This is a genomic window from Arthrobacter sp. YAF34, assembly GCF_052113245.1.
Lineage (GTDB): Bacteria > Actinomycetota > Actinomycetes > Actinomycetales > Micrococcaceae > Arthrobacter.
In genome coordinates this window covers 211,307-226,687 of sequence record NZ_JBFRCV010000009.1, presented here as the reverse complement: position 1 = coordinate 226,687, position 15,381 = coordinate 211,307, and the positions used below count along the sequence as shown (strand labels likewise).

The following is a 15,381-nucleotide window of genomic DNA, read 5'->3' as shown; positions in this document are numbered from 1 at the left end:
ATCGGCCGGACCCGCTACCGCCTCACCACAGCCCTGCGGCAGTGGCTCCGGCTCCGCGACGGCCGATGCCCGTTCCCCGGCTGCAACAACCCCTCCCTGGACAACGACGCGGACCACCTCCTGGCCTGGGCCGACGGCGGCACCACCGGAATCACCAACCTCGCCCAGCCCTGCCGCAAACACCACAGGCTCAAACACTCCTCCGCCTGGACACCCACCGGAGCCAGCAAGAACCACCCGCCCGGCTGGATTTCACCCTCCGGGCGGCACTACCGCAGCGAACACCAGGACTGGGAACCACCCCACTGGCCCGATCTCCTCACGGAACCGGACACCGACCCGGACCCAGGACGGCCCGCAGACCCGGGACACGACGGCGAACCGGAGCCGCCGCCCGCGGATCCCGGACCTCATCCCGACCTGCCCCTGCCGCCGGACCCCTTCCCCAACTGGCACCACTTCACCGCAGGCCACCCATTCCCCGCCGCTGACGCCGGCGGCCCGGACGGGCTAGCGGCGCTGGACACCTCGTTGGAAGAGTGCCCGCTCCAACCGGTCTGATCGATCACTGTTGTAAGCCGGGGAGAGCTGGCCCGCGCAAGAGATGCCTATTAGGACATCCGGCCAGCTTCCTCGCTCCGGTAAATATTCTTTGGCCGCGGGTGTAAGAAAAAACCCTGACCGGGACACTTGGTCTTCAGGAAGAAGTCATCCGATGTTCGGGGGAAGCACCATGTTGGCTGCCAAAGAGCAAGCGTTCATTGATCTGCACACTCAGCACTCCACGGGGGTATACCGCTACATTGCCTACCGAATCAGTGACCAGCACCGTGCCGAGGAACTGGCTGCGGACCTTTTCCGGATCGCCTGGGAAAAACAGTTGACGGAGCCCCCCGGCATCGGCTGGCTGCCGGCAACCGCCCGGAACGTGCTGGGCAATGAGTTCAAACGCCGTCGCCGCCGCCAGGAACTCGTTGAACGGCTGCAGGACGAGGCCCGCAACCATGCCCCGGCCCCGGCCCCGGGCCCGAGCCCGAGAATGAGGATCGCGGCGCCGTGGCGGACGTCCTGGCCCGGCTCCGGGAGCGGGACCGCGAGGTCCTCATGCTCAGCTACTGGGACGAGCTGACCACCGCTGAACTTGCCCAGACTTTGGGATGTTCTTCTTCCGCCGCTGCGGTGCGACTGCACCGGGCACGCCGGGCATTCGCGAAAGCCGCACCGGCCCATCTCATGCCCGAACGGAAGGACTAGCCATGGACCGCATCGAACAGCTCATGAAGGACGCTAAACCGCGGGTCGGCGCGCTGGGCACAGCACCGGGAAGCGAGTCCGCCCGCTCGATTGTCTTTTCCGCGGGATCCGAACGTAGTCCGGATGGCGGGGCGCGCTCCGGCGCCGCGCAATACTGTGCGCCGGGCCTACTCCGAGTTCCTCAGGCACCCCAACGGCCTCTTCCGCGCCGGCGACGCCCGCTCCGGCAACAACCGCGGCCGCAGCCTTGAGCACCGGCGGCGTCGCGTGGCCATGGCCAACGTCGACCAGCAATTCAACGACCAGGTACGGGCGATCAAGGCGGAACCCGCCGCCGAACGGCACTATTACACGGTGCTGGGCTGTGCCGACGGATGGCTCGCCTACTCAATTTCCGATGAAGGCATCCGGGCGCCCAAGCTCGACGGCGGCAATGGCTGGTACAAGATTGCCAAGCTGCAGAACGGCCGTTTCCTCTGCGATGTCCGGCAGGAGTGGGCCTACGTCTTCAACTGGGAGTTCCAGGCGACGAACAATCAGGGACTCACTGCGCAGCAGGCGATGGACAAGGAATTCGCGGCAAGGGGGATTCCGGTCAAACTCCGGCCCCAGCTGGTGGGCGACCGGCCGGCAGCCCAGTAGGTCCGGCGTGAGGCGGCAGCTATTAAGGTGGAACACATGAACCTCACCCCAGTCACTCTCTGCTTCCCGCTCCGTGACGCAGAGACAGGCACCGAGGTACTGCTTGGCCTGAAAAGGACCGGCTTCGGCTTCGGCAAGATCGTTGGCATCGGCGGCCACGTGGAGCCGGGGGAGAGCGACGCCGAGGCCGTGGTCCGCGAGGTCTGGGAAGAGGCCGGCATCGTGGTGCTCCAAGAGGACCTGGCCCACGCCGGCGTCGTCGAGTTCATCTTTCCCGCGCGGCCCGACTGGAACATGTCGTGCCGGCTCTTCACCACCCGGCGATGGGAAGGTGAACCCGCCGAGAGCCCGGAAATCACCCCCGAATGGTTCGCAGCCGCATCGCTTCCGCTGGAGCGGATGTGGCAGGATGCGGGGCACTGGCTGCCCCCGGCGCTGGCAGGCGAAACGATCGACGTCGTCGTGGTCCTCAACGAGGACAACGAGACCGTGGCGTCGGTCCGGATCCCTCGACGCCGAAGTGGGCGCGGCTTCCGCGCCGCTGACTTCCGCGAGTCGAAATCGTGATGGCGGGAATGCCAGGAATACCGGGAATGCCGCGGCCTGGCCAGTAACCTATGGTTTGGAACATCGAGCCGCGGCAATCCACGCACGTCCATCGCACACCGGCGAGCGGCACTCGGGCCATACTGGGGGCACGGCATGAACGCAAACAATTACGACCTTCCGGGCGGGGATCCTTCGGGCGACCGGCCGTCTACGGGCAGCGGGGCACGCCGGCGCTGGCCGTGGGCGGCCGCACTCGTCGCCCTCGCCGTTGCGGCCGTGGCCGGTGGCGTTGCCGTAGCCGGAAACATGGGGCCCGCGAACCCGGCCCCCGCAGCGGCCTCGACGGCCTCAGCGCTGGCGCCGTCCGAGTCCGCTGCCCCCACGACGTCGATCGTTGCGACGTCCGCGGCCGCGTCACCGACGGCAGAGTCGCCTTCGCCGTCCGCTTCCGCGTCGACCTCCCCAACGGCCGATCCGGCGACTCCGGCGCCTTCCGCCGGGGCCTGGCGGACCTTTACCAGCGCCAATGCGAAGGTCAGTTTCGACTACCCGGCCACCTGGCGTGCCTCCGAGGCAGCGGCCGGGGCTCCTGGTTACGAGGGCATCGCTGTTGACGTTGCCGACGAAGCCGGAGTGGTGGTGGCGTCCTTAAACTTCGGTCCCTCCGGGGGAATCGGCGGCGCGTGCCAAGGCGAGGTTCCCTACGCGGTGCTTGACTCCGTTGAGGTCAACCTCCCGCACCAGGCTGCAAAGGGCTCTGTCACGCCGAGGTTCGCCTTCCGTGCCCTCCAGGAAGCGGGCCACGTTACGGCGTCGTTCGGACTGACGGATACCCCGGCCGGGCGCAACGGCACCACCTGCATGTTCTACAACGTCGTCACCGGGCCGCCCGAGTCGCCGCTCTACTCCTTCGCCGATGCCTTCCAGGTCAACGTCGGAAGCAGGGAGGACGACCCCAAGCGCAGGGGAGCCAAGACGTTCCCCTCCATGGACGCGGCCCGGGCCTATATGCAGACCCCGGAATACCTGAACGCTAAGCGCATGATCACCTCGCTGAAATTCAACGAGGACTAGCAGGCCACGACCAGGCAGCAAACAAGCGCGGGCCGTCCACCTTTCCCAAGGTGGACGGCCCGAGTTTGTTGCTGGCAGCTACTACGGCAGGTGCCGTTCCTCCACGCCGTTGTACTCGCTCAGCGGGCGGATCAGGGAGTTCGATTCCAGCTGCTCCATGATGTGCGCCGTCCAGCCGGTGATGCGGCTGGCGACGAACAGCGGGGTGAAGGTGGGGGTGTCAAAGCCCATGAGGTGGTAGGTCGGCCCGGCCGGGTAGTCAAGGTTTGGCTTGATCGCCTTGGCCTCGTCCATCGCCGTTTCCAGGCCGTTGTAGAGGCCCAGCAGCTCCGGTCGGCCGTAGTGCGCGATCATCTTGTCCAGGGCGGCCTTCATTGTGGGAACCCGCGAGTCGCCGTGCTTGTAGACACGGTGGCCGAAGCCCATGACCTTCTTCTTGTGGGCCAGGGCGTCTTCCATCCAGGCCTTGGCCCGTGTGTGGGCCTCCTCGAGCGATTCCTCCTGCCGGATGCCGATCTCGTCGAACGTGTGCATGACGGCCTCGTTCGCGCCGCCGTGCAGCGGTCCCTTGAGCGCACCGATCGCCCCGGTCACAGCCGAGTGCAGGTCCGAGAGGGTGGACGTGATGACCCGGGCCGTGAAGGTCGAGGCGTTGAACGAGTGTTCGGCGTAGAGGATCATCGAGACGTTAAACGCCTCCACGACCTCCTGTACCGGTTCCTCGCCAAACGCCATCCAGAGGAAGTTCGCCGAGTAGCCCAGGTCATCGCGGGGCGGCACGGCTTCCTGGCCGTGCCGGCGTCGCTGGTCGTAGGCCACGATTGCCGGCATGGCCGCGAACAGGTCAATCGCCTTGGCCATGTTGGCCTCCCGCGAGGAGTCCTCGGCGAGCGGGTGCCGTGCGCCCATGACGGAGGCCGCAGTCCGGCAGACATCCATCGGGTGGGAGGTGGTGGGCAACGCGTCGACAACCTGTTTGACCACCGGGTCGATCGCGCGGCCGGCGCGTTCGCGTGCCGTGAACTCTGCCAACTGCTCCGCGGTGGGCAGCTCGCCGTTCCAGAGCAGGTAAGCGACTTCCTCGAAACTGCACTTGGCGGCCAGCTCCTGGACGGGATAGCCGCGGTAGAGCAGCGAGTTGGTGTCCGGGTTGACCTTTGATACCGCGGTGTAGTCCACCACGACGCCGGCGAGGCCCTTCTTAATGTCCTGTTCAGCCATGCTGAAACTCCTTTTTCCTAACGCCTGTATACCGGCACGTGCCGGGGGTTCCATGCGGGGCTTACTGACCTGGGATCTGGAAATTAAAGACTCCGGTGTCAAAGCGGTTGTAAGCCTCATAATCAACGAGATCGTACAAACGCGCACGGGTCAGCATGCTCCCGACCTGTGCCTCTTGAGTTCCGTCGGCCTTAATCGATTCCAGAGTACGCTCCGCAGCCCCCATGGCACTACGGAGCAGCGTCACCGGATAGATCACTATATTGACCCCGACGCCGGCGAGCTCATCCACCGTGAACAGGGCACTCTGGCCGAATTCGGTCATGTTGGCCAGGATGGGGACGTCGACGGCGTCGCGGATCGCCTGGAACTCGCTCAGGTCCTTCATCGCCTCGGGGAAGATCGCGTCCGCGCCGGCCTCCACTAGCGCCCTGGCCCGGTCCTGGGCGGCCTGGAGACCGTCCGTTGCCCGGATATCGGTCCGGGCCATGATCAGGAAGTTCGGGTCGCGCCGGGCGTCCGCCGCCGCACGGATCCGCTTCGTGGCGGTCTCGAGGTCCACCACATTCTTGCCGTCGAGGTGGCCGCAGCGCTTCGGGTTGAACTGGTCCTCGATATGGCAGCCGGCCAGGCCGGCGTTCTCAAGTTCCTGGATGCTGCGGGCCACGTTCATCGGTTCGCCGAAGCCTGTGTCAGCGTCCACAATCGACGGCAGATCGGTCATCCGGGCGATCTGCCCGGCTCTGGTGGCCACCTCGGTCAGTGTGGTCAGCCCGATGTCGGGCAGGCCGAGGTCGTTGGCCAGGACGGCGCCGGAGATGTACACCCCGGCGAAGCCCTTTTCCTCGATCAGCCGCGCGGAGAGCGGGTTGAACGCGCCCGGGAATTGCTGGATGGTGCCGGAGGCCAGGAGCTCGCGGAACCGGATCCGCTTCTGCTCCGGCGTGGTCTTCGAATACAGCATTAGAAGAGTCCCTTCGGTGCTGCGGCGAGGTCGATCACGCCGTCGGCGGCCTGGATGTTCAGCTGGTCCAGCTCGCCGGCCGCGAGCTCGGGGAGCCGGGCAGCCGCGGCGAGGAACCGCTCGATTTCCTCGTCCGCCACGAGGCCGGCGGCGAGGGTGCGGAATTTGTTGATGTACTGCTCGCGCGCGAACGGCCGGGCGCCCAGCGGGTGCGCGTCGGCGACGGCGATCGACTCGGTGATGACGGTGCCGTCCTTCAGTGTGATCACCACGGTGCCGCCGAACGCCTTCTCGGCGATGTCCAGGGAGTGGTACCGCCGGGTCCACTCGGGATCCTCCACCGTGGTGACCTTGTGCCACAACTCCACGGTGTCCGGGCGGCCGGCGCGTTCCGGGGCGTAGGAATCGACGTGGTGCCAGGCGCCGTCCTGCAGGGCGACGGTGAAGATGTACGGGATGGAGTGGTCCAGGGTTTCGCGGCTGGCCGTGGGGCTGTACTTCTGCGGGTCGTTGGCGCCGGAGCCGATCACGTAGTGCGTGTGGTGGCTCGTCTTGATCAGCACGGATTCGACGTTGGCGGGGTCCGTGACCTCGGGGTGTTCGCCGTGCAGCTTCCGGGCCAGGTCGATCCACGCCTGTGCCTGGTACTCGGCCGAGTGCTCCTTGGTGTAGGTATCCAAGATGGCGCGCTTGGCCTCGCCGGCCTCAGGCAGCGGCACCATGTAGGAAGCTTCGGGGCCGTCCAGCATCCACGCGATCACGCCGTCTTCGCCCTCGTAGATCGGCACGGGGGAGGTCTGGCCGCGCATGGCGCGGTCCGCGGATTCGACCGCCATCTTGCCGGCGAACGCCGGGGCGTGGGCCTTCCAGGTCGAGATTTCGCCCTTGCGGGACTGCCGGGTGGCGGTGGTGGTGTGCAGGGCCTGGCCGACGGACTGGAAGATCGTCTCGACGTCGAGACCCAGCAGGGTGCCGATGCCGGCGGCCGCGGACGGGCCGAGGTGCGCCACGTGGTCGATCTTGTGCTTGTGCAGGCAGATGGCCTTGACCAGGTTGACCTGGATTTCGTAGCCGGTGGCGATCCCGCGGACCAGGTCCTGGCCGCTGGCGCCGACGTGCTGGGCGACGGCGAGGATCGGGGGAATGTTGTCCCCCGGGTGGGAGTAGTCCGCGGCGAGGAAGGTGTCGTGGTAGTCGAGCTCGCGGACCGCGACGCCGTTGGCCCAGGCGGCCCATTCGGGGGAGACCCGCTCCTCGATGCCGAAGACCTTCGAGCCCTTGCCGCCGGTGGTGGGGCCGTGGGTGAGGGCCTGGGCGCGGGCGGCGACGATCGGGGCGCGGTTCAGCGAGGCGATCGCCACGGAGGCGTTGTCGATAACGCGGTTGATCACCATGTCGGTGACCTCAGCGGTGACGTCCACAGGATCCGCGGCAACTTTGGCGATCTTGTAGGCGAGCTGGTCCTCGCGGGGCAGGTTTTCCTCGCTCTTGTAAACGCGGACGTGGTGTTCCTTGACCATGGTGCTCCTTCTAGTGAGGTGTATGCGTGGCTTTGACGTGGGAAAGGCTGCGGTGCAGGTGAAGTGTGGTGGCGGCCTCGGCCAGTCGCGGGTTGCCGGCGGCGATCGCCTCGGCGATGGCCGCGTGCTCGGCGGCGGCGGCGGTGAGCCGGGCGGCGTCGTCGGCGGCGAGGCGCCGGACGCGTACGAGGTGGACGCGAAGGCTGCGCATGGCCTGAACGAGGTACGCGTTGGAGATCGCGGCGTCGATGGCCGTATCGAGCCGCCCCACCAGCTCGTAGTAGTCGTGCAGGGCCGGCTCCTGCCCGCCGATCAGTTCCGGGGCCCGGAGCAGCTCGCACCGGAGCGCCTCGAAGGTCGCCGGGTCGCCGCGCTCGGCGGCCAGGGCGGCGGCCTTCCCTTCGAGGGTTTCGCGGAGTTCGAACAATTCATCGATGTCGTCGAGGGAAATGTCGGTCACGACGACGCCGCGTCCGCCCGCCGTCGTCGTCAGTCCCTCGGCCGTGAGCCGGCTCAGTGCCTCCCGCAGCGGAGTGCGGGAGATGCCCAGACGCTCCGACTGTTCAACTTCGGCAAGAACTGTTCCGGGCAGCAGGCGCCACTCGATGATGTCGTCGCGCAAGGCCCTGTAGGCCTTGTCACTGGCGCGCATGCTGCCTCCTTCGATGGCGGCCCGGTAGTGGTAACTATCAATCAGTGTATACACGCAGGGGCGCCTTGCCCAGCACCGCGCGGCTTCAGTGCAGAAAAGGGGCACTTGTGTATACAGAGGCCTTGTCGTTGCGGTCGGCCGCGGTCTACCATGGGGGCATCACACCGTCGTGGACAGGATGCATGTCATGGTCAGCAAGAGCTACCGGCCCACCTACGAACGTAGCCTGGAACAGCCCGCAGAATTTTGGCTGGAGGCCGCACGCGGAATCTCCTGGTCCGCCCCGCCCCGCCAGGCCCTCGATGCCAGCCGGGCGCCGCTCTACGACTGGTTTCCCGACGGCGTCCTGAACACGTGCTACAACGCCCTTGACCGGCATGTGGCCGAGGGCCGGGGCGCGCAGGACGCCCTGATTTACGACTCCGCGATGCTGGGCGTTCAGCAACGCTTCAGCTATGCCGAACTCACGGAGCTCGTGGCCCGGTTCGCCGGGGTGCTGCGCCGGGCCGGTGTCGGCCGGGGTGACCGCGTAGTGATCTACATGCCGATGATCCCCGAGGCCGCGATCGCGATGTTGGCCACCGCCCGGCTCGGCGCCGTGCACTCCGTGGTCTTCGGCGGCTTTGCCCCCAAGGAGCTCGCCGCCCGCATCCGGGACGCCGCTCCCGCCGCGGTAGTGACCGCGTCCGGCGGCATCGAGCCGTCCCGCCGGATTGAATACCTGCCCGCCGTCGCTGAGGCCCTCGGCATCGCCGGTGCCCCGGACACCCCCGTGCTGGTCAAGGCCAGGGACGGCTTCGCCTCGACGGTGGCCTCCATGGCGGCCGAACACCCCGGATGGCTCGACTGGGACGCCGAGATGGCCTCCGCGGAGCCCGCAGCGCCGGTGGACGTCAAGGCCACGGATCCGCTGTACATCCTTTACACCTCGGGCACCACCGGCTCGCCGAAGGGCGTGGTGCGGGACAACGGCGGCCATGCCGTGGCCCTGAAATGGACCATGGAAAACATCTACGACGTCGCGCCCGGAGACGTCATGTGGACCGCCTCGGACGTCGGCTGGGTGGTGGGGCACTCCTACATCGTGTACGGGCCGCTGCTGGCTGGCGCCACCACGGTGCTGTACGAAGGCAAACCCGTGGGGACTCCCGACGCCGGCGCGTTCTGGCGGGTGATCCAGGACCACAAGGTCAACGTCTTGTTCACGGCTCCCACCGCGCTGCGTGCCATCCGGAAAGCCGACCCCGAGGCGGAACTGCTCGGCAAGAACGACGTCTCCAGCCTGCGGACGCTGTTCGCGGCCGGCGAGCGGCTGGACACCGACACCTTCCACTGGGCTTCCCGGGTCCTGGGTGTCCCGGTGGTTGACCACTGGTGGCAGACCGAGACAGGCTGGGCCATCTGTGCCAACCCCCGTGGCCTCGACGGGCTGCCGATCAAGGCAGGCTCGCCCAGCGTCCCGATGCCCGGGTTCCGGCTCACCATCGTGGACGGAGCGGGCGAGGAGGTCGAGGCCGGCACCGAGGGCAACATCGTCCTAGGCCTGCCGCTGCCGCCCGGTACCCTGACAACGCTCTGGCGCAACGACGAACGCTACATTTCCTCGTACCTGCAGGCGTTCGAAGGCTACTACGCCACCGGAGACTCCGGCTACCGGGACGGCGACGGCTACGTCTTCGTCATGGGCCGCACCGACGACATCATCAACGTCGCTGGACACCGGCTCTCCACCGGCGCCATGGAACAGGTGATCGGCCAGCATCCGGCCGTCGCCGAATGCGCCGTGATTGGCCTCGCCGACCCGCTCAAGGGCCAGCGTCCCAGCGGGTACGTGGTCCTCAAATCCGGGGTGGACGTGCCCGAGGACATCCTGGTCAAGGACCTGGTCGCCTTGGTCCGGCGCGACATCGGCGCCGTGGCGGACTTCAAGCACGTCACGGTCGTGGAGGCCCTGCCCAAGACGCGGTCCGGCAAGATCCTGCGCAAGACCATGCGCCAGATCGCCGACGGCGAGAACTACGTGGTGCCGTCCACGATCGAGGACGCCGGCGTGATCGACCGGCTGCTCGGAACCCTTCGCCCCACCGCCACGGAGTGACCGGGTCCGCCTGACCGGCCGGCAGGGTCAGCCGCGGCGTCACGCACGGCAGGCTTTTGGATCCCGGTGCCGGTCGCGACGCCGTGAGTCCGCCGGCGGTGCGCTGGGTCCGTCCCGAAACTCTGCGTTGCGTGACGCCGTGCGGGTCGGTGGCGGGGGAGTGCGGCCCGCATCTGGGGCCGGAGTTTACGACGGCGGCCGGTTCCAGCGGTATTCGTTCTCCGGCCGCCCGGGCGTGCCGTAGCGCGCCGCGCGGGAGACTGTTCCGGCGTCGGCGAGGTGCTCGAGGTAGCGCCGGGCCGTGACCCGGGACATGCCGAGGGCCGTCATGACCTCGGTGGCCGACACCGCCCCCGCCTGCCGTTTGATGAAGTCCTGGACGGATTCCAGGGTGGACTCCGCCAGGCCCTTGGGCAGCGACACTTCGGAGGGGGCCCGCAGGCTTGCGAATGCCTGATCCACGTCCCTTTGCGAGGCGCCGGCTCCCGCCGGTCCGGTCCGGGGAGACGCCAGCTGCTCGCGGAACTGCCGATAGCTGGCGAGCTTGTCCGCGAACGTGGCATACGTGAACGGCTTGATCAGGTATTGGACGACGCCGGTGGACACCGCGCTGCGGACGATGTTCAGTTCCCGCACGGCGGTGATGGCGATGATGTCGGCGAAGAGTCCGGCCGCCCGCATGCGGCGTGCGATGTCCAGGCCGTGCAGGTCCGGAAGGTTCATGTCCAGCAGGACCAGCTCCACCGGATTGCCTGCTGCGGAGAATTCCGAAAGGAGGCGAAGCGCGGACTGCCCGTCGGGGGCGGAGCCGGCCAAGGTGAAACCCTCAAGCCTGCCGATGTACGCGGCGTGCGCCGCGGCGGCGATGGGCTCGTCCTCGACGACGAGCACCCGGATGTCGCTCATGGCTGTTCCTCTGGTGTGACGGGCAGTGTTGTGACCGGCAGTGGTGTGACCGGCAGTGTGACACGGAACAGTGCCCCGGCCGGGCTCGTGATTGTCATGGTACCGCCCAAGCGCTGCACCGCCTGGCGGACCAGGGCCAGTCCCAGGCCCCGCCCGAACGGGCCCGGGGCCTTCGTGCTGAAGCCGTGGCGGAACACGTCCTCCACGGCCCCCGGGTCGATGCCGGGGCCGCTGTCCTCCACCGTGATCTCGAGGGCGGACCCTGTGGTCTCGACGGTCAGCTCCACGAGCCGCGGCGGCGGCGCCTCGGCCGCTGCGTCGATCGCGTTGTCCAGCAGGTTCCCGAGGATCGCCACGAGGTCCTGCACGGCCAGACCCGTCACGGCCGTGGAGCCTGACGTGTTCAGGCTCAGTTCGACGCCGCGCTCATGGGCTTCGGCGGCCTTGCCCATGATCAGGGCGCCGAGTACCGGCTCCTCAATGGAGCGGACGAGGTCGTCCGTCAGCCGTTGGCTTAGTTCCAGATCCTTGGTGGCGAAGTCCAGCGCCTCTGGTGCCCGGCCCAGTTCCATGAGCGAGACGATCGTGTGGAGCCGGTTGGCGTGTTCATGGGTCTGGGCGCGCAGAGCGTCCGAAAGCGTGCGCATGGTTTCCAGTTCGCTGCCGAGCGATTCGATTTCGGTGCGGTCCCTGATGGTGGCCACCGTGCCATAGACAGGAGTGCCATAGACAGGAGCGCCCCGGACGGAAGTGCCGGCGCGAGTGCTGTCGGCGGGAGTGCCGGCGGCGGGGGCGGAAGCCGCTCCCCGCTGGCGGGTTCCGGCAGAGGGAGGCCCCACCGCCGGGCCCTGGTTGACCACCAGGATCCGGGAACCGGTCAGATGAATCTCATCGAGCGCGGTCCGCCCGGATTCGAAGAGTTCCTTGAGGCTGGGTGGCAGCGGCAACGCTGCAAGGGACGGTGCGTTCCGGCGCCTGCCTGCCGTGGCGCCCGGGGCTTCCGTGCCGGCAGCCGGTCCGCCGTCCGAGGACTGCTTCGGCAACCCCAGGAGTTCGGCGGCCTGGTCGTTGTACATCACCACGTTGCCCTTGGGGTCGATGAGGATCACGCCCTCGCGCACCGAATGCAGGACCGATTCGTAGTAGGCGAATAGCTGGCCCAGTTCCTCGGGTCCCCAGCCCCGGGTCACCCGGCGCAGGTACCTGCCCAGGAGCCAGGATGCCGCCCAGCCGGCCGCCAGGAGCGTCAGGGCGATAGCCAGCAGCGCCGGCAGCCTGCCGGAGACCGCGACATCCACGGTCCTGACCGTGACGCCCGCGGCCACGAGGGCGCGTACTTTTCCGTTCGCGTCCTTGACCGGGGCGATGGTGCGCACCGACGGGCCGAGAGTGCCGGCCACGACCTCCGTAAACACCTGTCCGTTGAGGGCCTCATTGATCGAGCCGATGTACGGCTTGCCCAGTTCCTCGTTGCGGGGATGGGTCCACCGCGTCCGGTCCGGGGCCATGATCGTGATGAAGTCCGCGCCGGCATCCTTCGTGATCTTCAGGGCATAGGGCTGGAGCAGGGGCGACGGGTCGGCGGCGCTCGCCGCCTGCAGCACAAAGGGAGCGTCGGCTACGGCGGTGGCAATGCCCGCCATCCGGCGGCCGGCCTCGTCATAGGCGCGGTCGCGAGCGTCCACGAACGCGGCCGTGCCGACAATGGCGGTCAGGGCCACCATGAACAGCAGCTGGGCCACAAACAGCCTGCGGGCGATGCTCCAGCGGTGGATCATCAACACCTTTCCATGACCAATATGAACGCAAGGGTGATGCGCGTCACCCCGTCATCAATGATGGGGGTACACACAAGAACGGACATTGATGGGGCCCTCGGCCGCATCAATGTCCAGCCTATCCAAGGAGAACACCATGGCCTCTCAACGAGGAGAGTCAGCGGCACCGGCCGTGGCGCCGGTCAAGAAGCGCAAGGGGCTGGACAAGTCCCACTACCTTTACATCGCAGTCATCGTTGCCGTGATCGCAGGCGCCCTCGTCGGGCTGCTCTTCCCCGAGCTCGGCAAGTCCCTCAAACCGCTGGGCGACGGGTTCATCAAACTCATCAAGATGATGATCGGGCCGGTGATCTTCTGCACCATCGTCCTGGGCATCGGCTCCATCGCCAAGGCAGCCACCGTCGGCAAGGTCGGCGGCCTGGCCCTCATCTACTTCATGGTGATGTCCACCTTCGCCCTGGCCATGGGCCTGGTCGTCGGTAACCTGATCCATCCGGGGGAGGGCCTCAACCTGGCCCCCTACGATCCGAACAAGAAGGCGGCTGCCGACAGCACCGTCGATTTCCTGCTTGGCATCATCCCGGGCGACATTCCCGTCCTGCCGACACTCCTCGCCGCGATCCTGGTCGGCTTCGCCCTGCAGAAGATGGGCCCGCAGGGAACCCCGATCCTCAAGGCCGTCGGTTACGGACAGGCCCTGGTGTTCCGCATCCTCATCATGATCATGTGGCTGGCCCCCGTCGGCGCCTTCGGTGCGATTGCCGCCGTCGTCGGTGCCACCGGCGTGCAGGCCATCTTCAGCATGTTCACCCTGATGGCCGCCTTCTACATCACCTGCGCCCTGTTCATCGTCGTGATCCTCGGCGGCCTGCTCAAGGTGGTCTCCGGCGTCAGCATCTTCCGGCTCATGAACTACCTGGCCCGCGAATACCTGCTGATCTTCTCCACCTCCTCCTCCGAAGCGGCGCTGCCGCGCCTGATCGCGAAGATGGAACACCTCGGCGTGTCCAAGCCCGTCGTGGGCGTGACGGTCCCCACCGGCTACTCCTTCAACCTCGACGGCACGGCCATCTACCTGACCATGGCCTCGCTCTTCGTCGCCAACGCCATGGGCACGCCGCTGGACCTGGGCGCCCAGATTTCCCTGCTGATCTTCATGATCATCGCCTCCAAGGGTGCCGCCGGCGTCACCGGTGCCGGACTCGCAACCCTGGCCGCCGGACTCCAGTCGCACGCGCCGCAGCTCCTGGGCGGCGTAGGGATGATCGTCGGGATCGACCGCTTCATGTCGGAAGCGCGCGCCCTGACCAACTTCACCGGCAACGCCGTGGCCACGGTGCTGATCGGCACCTGGGTCAAGGAGATCGACGGCGGCCGGGTGGACCGTGTGCTCGCCGGCGCTGAGCCGTTCGACGAGGAGACCATGCTCGCCGCCCACAGCCCGGCCCGGGAGCCGCAAGCCGAACCGGCACCGGCCGCCCCCGCCTACGCATAAACGGGCCCGCCTGCCCCGAGAACCACCGAAGACCACGGAAGACTGCCCGGACGCCCGCCAGCGCCCGGGCAGTCTTGTGCCGGGCAGTCTTTTGCCGGGCACGGCAGTGCCCCCCAACACCCCGGTCTGCGGCATCCATTCCCTCGCCGGCCTCAACCTTCGACTTCTACCGGAAGGTCAAGGCTCAGATGACGGAGGTTGTCAAGGTCCGCCGAATACCGTGTCGGGCGCTGTAACCTTGGGAGGAAACACGCTCGGCTCCGGAGCCCAGCGGGAGCAACACCAGGCACGACAATCACCGTCATCGAAAGTGTGGATAGATACGTGAGCAGCGAACAGGGTTCAGCAACTCTGGAAGGCACCGAACTCGATCTGGAAGACGCCGTCATGGGCCCCACCGGGCGGCCCCATCACGACTTTCCGGAGCCTGCGCCGCTGTCCTCCCATGGTCCTGCACGGGTCATCGCCATGGTGAACCAGAAGGGCGGGGTGGGTAAGACCACGTCCACCATCAACCTCGCCGCAGCCCTGGCCGAATACGGCCGCCGCGTGCTTTTGGTCGACTTCGATCCGCAGGGCGCCCTGTCCGCCGGCCTCGGCACCAACCCGCACGAGCTCGACCTCACCGTGTACAACGTGCTGATGGACCGCAAGGTGGACATCCGCGACGCCATCCAGAAGACCGGCGTGGAGAACGTGGACCTGCTGCCGGCCAACATCGACCTCTCCGCCGCCGAGGTGCAGCTGGTCAACGAGGTGGCCCGCGAGCAAGTCCTGGACCGGGCGCTGAAGAAGGTCGAAGACGACTACGACGTCGTCCTGATCGACTGCCAGCCTTCCCTCGGCCTGCTTACGGTCAACGCCCTGACCGCCGCACACGGCGTCATCATCCCGTTGATCTGTGAATTCTTCGCCCTCCGGGCCGTGGCGCTCCTGGTCGAAACCATCGACAAAGTCCAGGACCGCCTCAACCCGCGGCTGCAGGTGGACGGCGTCCTCGCCACGATGTACGACGCCCGGACCCTGCACGGCCGGGAGGTCATCGCCCGCCTGGTGGAGGCCTTCGGCGACAAGGTCTTCGAGACCGTGATCAAGCGCTCCATCAAGTTTGCAGACGCCACGGTGGCCGCCGAACCCATCACCACCTACGCGGGCAACCACGTCGGTGCCGACGCGTACCGCCGACTGGCCAAAGAGCTGATTTCGCGCGGCGGCGCGCCCTAGGCAG

The 15,381-nt window shown here is 67.4% G+C and carries 15 protein-coding genes; 8 read left to right on the top strand and 7 right to left on the bottom strand.

Translation table 11 applies throughout. From position 1 onward, the window contains the following. On the top strand, positions 1-561 hold a 561-nt coding region (locus AB4Y72_RS13145), incomplete at its 5' end, for an HNH endonuclease signature motif containing protein (protein ID WP_441426589.1). Positions 562-697: 136 nt separating this feature from the next. Here the strand turns inward: AB4Y72_RS13145 and AB4Y72_RS13140 are convergent. Further along, the gene (locus tag AB4Y72_RS13140) at positions 698-1,006 is read right to left on the bottom strand and encodes a hypothetical protein (protein ID WP_441426588.1); all 309 of its coding nucleotides are present in this window, start codon (positions 1,004-1,006) and stop codon (positions 698-700) included. Between the two features lie 50 nt (positions 1,007-1,056). Between AB4Y72_RS13140 and AB4Y72_RS13135 the strand changes: the two genes are divergently transcribed. The 4 genes from AB4Y72_RS13135 (at position 1,057) to AB4Y72_RS13120 (ending at position 3,519) form a co-directional block, all read left to right on the top strand. Further along, positions 1,057-1,254: a sigma factor-like helix-turn-helix DNA-binding protein gene (locus tag AB4Y72_RS13135; RefSeq protein WP_441426587.1), complete on the top strand. Its 198-nt coding sequence runs from the start codon at positions 1,057-1,059 to the stop codon at positions 1,252-1,254. 123 nt (positions 1,255-1,377) lie between these two features. Further along, a complete protein-coding gene (locus AB4Y72_RS13130) occupies positions 1,378-1,896 on the top strand; it encodes a hypothetical protein (RefSeq protein WP_441426586.1) in 519 nt (172 codons plus the stop codon). A 36-nt stretch (positions 1,897-1,932) separates the two neighbouring features. Next, complete coding sequence (locus AB4Y72_RS13125; RefSeq protein WP_441426585.1) at positions 1,933-2,463, top strand: 8-oxo-dGTP diphosphatase; 531 nt, start codon at positions 1,933-1,935, stop codon at positions 2,461-2,463. Between the two features lie 135 nt (positions 2,464-2,598). Continuing rightward, the gene (locus AB4Y72_RS13120) at positions 2,599-3,519 is read left to right on the top strand and encodes a hypothetical protein (protein WP_441426584.1); all 921 of its coding nucleotides are present in this window, start codon (positions 2,599-2,601) and stop codon (positions 3,517-3,519) included. Positions 3,520-3,600: 81 nt separating this feature from the next. Here the strand turns inward: AB4Y72_RS13120 and AB4Y72_RS13115 are convergent, their stop codons facing one another. The 4 genes from AB4Y72_RS13115 to AB4Y72_RS13100 all read right to left on the bottom strand — a co-directional run bounded on the left by AB4Y72_RS13115 (position 3,601) and on the right by AB4Y72_RS13100 (position 7,876). After that, a complete protein-coding gene (locus AB4Y72_RS13115) occupies positions 3,601-4,740 on the bottom strand; it encodes a bifunctional 2-methylcitrate synthase/citrate synthase (RefSeq protein ID WP_441426583.1) in 1,140 nt (379 codons plus the stop codon). Positions 4,741-4,801: 61 nt separating this feature from the next. After that, positions 4,802-5,704: a methylisocitrate lyase gene (gene prpB, locus AB4Y72_RS13110; protein WP_441426582.1), complete on the bottom strand. Its 903-nt coding sequence runs from the start codon at positions 5,702-5,704 to the stop codon at positions 4,802-4,804. Continuing rightward, a complete protein-coding gene (locus AB4Y72_RS13105) occupies positions 5,704-7,224 on the bottom strand; it encodes an MmgE/PrpD family protein (protein WP_441426581.1) in 1,521 nt (506 codons plus the stop codon). Before AB4Y72_RS13105 ends, prpB begins: the two co-directional genes overlap by 1 nt. Before the next feature lie 10 nt (positions 7,225-7,234). Next, positions 7,235-7,876: a GntR family transcriptional regulator gene (locus AB4Y72_RS13100; RefSeq protein WP_441426600.1), complete on the bottom strand. Its 642-nt coding sequence runs from the start codon at positions 7,874-7,876 to the stop codon at positions 7,235-7,237. Between the two features lie 187 nt (positions 7,877-8,063). Here AB4Y72_RS13100 and AB4Y72_RS13095 point away from each other — a divergent pair, with 187 nt between their 5' ends. Then, entirely contained in the window at positions 8,064-9,974 is a 1,911-nt protein-coding gene (locus tag AB4Y72_RS13095) for an AMP-binding protein (RefSeq protein ID WP_441426580.1), read from the top strand. Between the two features lie 186 nt (positions 9,975-10,160). Here the strand turns inward: AB4Y72_RS13095 and AB4Y72_RS13090 are convergent, their stop codons facing one another. Further along, positions 10,161-10,880, bottom strand: coding sequence for a response regulator (locus AB4Y72_RS13090; protein ID WP_441426579.1), 720 nt, complete (start codon positions 10,878-10,880; stop codon positions 10,161-10,163). Continuing rightward, on the bottom strand, positions 10,877-12,658 hold the full coding sequence (locus tag AB4Y72_RS13085) for a sensor histidine kinase (protein ID WP_441426578.1): 1,782 nt from the start codon (positions 12,656-12,658) through the stop codon (positions 10,877-10,879). Before AB4Y72_RS13085 ends, AB4Y72_RS13090 begins: the two co-directional genes overlap by 4 nt. 136 nt (positions 12,659-12,794) lie before the next feature. Here AB4Y72_RS13085 and AB4Y72_RS13080 point away from each other — a divergent pair, with 136 nt between their 5' ends. Continuing rightward, positions 12,795-14,153, top strand: coding sequence for a cation:dicarboxylate symporter family transporter (locus tag AB4Y72_RS13080; RefSeq protein ID WP_441426577.1), 1,359 nt, complete (start codon positions 12,795-12,797; stop codon positions 14,151-14,153). Positions 14,154-14,477: 324 nt separating this feature from the next. Then, positions 14,478-15,377 carry a ParA family protein gene (locus tag AB4Y72_RS13075; protein ID WP_441426576.1) on the top strand — a complete coding sequence of 300 codons (900 nt, stop codon included), beginning with the start codon at positions 14,478-14,480 and terminating at the stop codon, positions 15,375-15,377. Positions 15,378-15,381: the final 4 nt, after the last annotated feature.

What these genes read in the sequence shown, in the direction of transcription:
- AB4Y72_RS13090 (WP_441426579.1), bottom strand. Translation starts at nt 10,880, where the DNA reads ATGAGCGACATCCGGGTGCTCGTCGTCGAGGACGAGCCCATCGCCGCC.
- AB4Y72_RS13130 (WP_441426586.1), top strand. Translation starts at nt 1,378, where the DNA reads ATGGCGGGGCGCGCTCCGGCGCCGCGCAATACTGTGCGCCGGGCCTAC.
- AB4Y72_RS13080 (WP_441426577.1), top strand. Translation starts at nt 12,795, where the DNA reads ATGGCCTCTCAACGAGGAGAGTCAGCGGCACCGGCCGTGGCGCCGGTC.
- AB4Y72_RS13125 (WP_441426585.1), top strand. Translation starts at nt 1,933, where the DNA reads ATGAACCTCACCCCAGTCACTCTCTGCTTCCCGCTCCGTGACGCAGAG.
- prpB (WP_441426582.1), bottom strand. Translation starts at nt 5,704, where the DNA reads ATGCTGTATTCGAAGACCACGCCGGAGCAGAAGCGGATCCGGTTCCGC.
- AB4Y72_RS13115 (WP_441426583.1), bottom strand. Translation starts at nt 4,740, where the DNA reads ATGGCTGAACAGGACATTAAGAAGGGCCTCGCCGGCGTCGTGGTGGAC.
- AB4Y72_RS13120 (WP_441426584.1), top strand. Translation starts at nt 2,599, where the DNA reads ATGAACGCAAACAATTACGACCTTCCGGGCGGGGATCCTTCGGGCGAC.
- AB4Y72_RS13085 (WP_441426578.1), bottom strand. Translation starts at nt 12,658, where the DNA reads ATGATCCACCGCTGGAGCATCGCCCGCAGGCTGTTTGTGGCCCAGCTG.
- AB4Y72_RS13105 (WP_441426581.1), bottom strand. Translation starts at nt 7,224, where the DNA reads ATGGTCAAGGAACACCACGTCCGCGTTTACAAGAGCGAGGAAAACCTG.
- AB4Y72_RS13100 (WP_441426600.1), bottom strand. Translation starts at nt 7,876, where the DNA reads ATGCGCGCCAGTGACAAGGCCTACAGGGCCTTGCGCGACGACATCATC.
- AB4Y72_RS13095 (WP_441426580.1), top strand. Translation starts at nt 8,064, where the DNA reads ATGGTCAGCAAGAGCTACCGGCCCACCTACGAACGTAGCCTGGAACAG.
- AB4Y72_RS13140 (WP_441426588.1), bottom strand. Translation starts at nt 1,006, where the DNA reads ATGGTTGCGGGCCTCGTCCTGCAGCCGTTCAACGAGTTCCTGGCGGCG.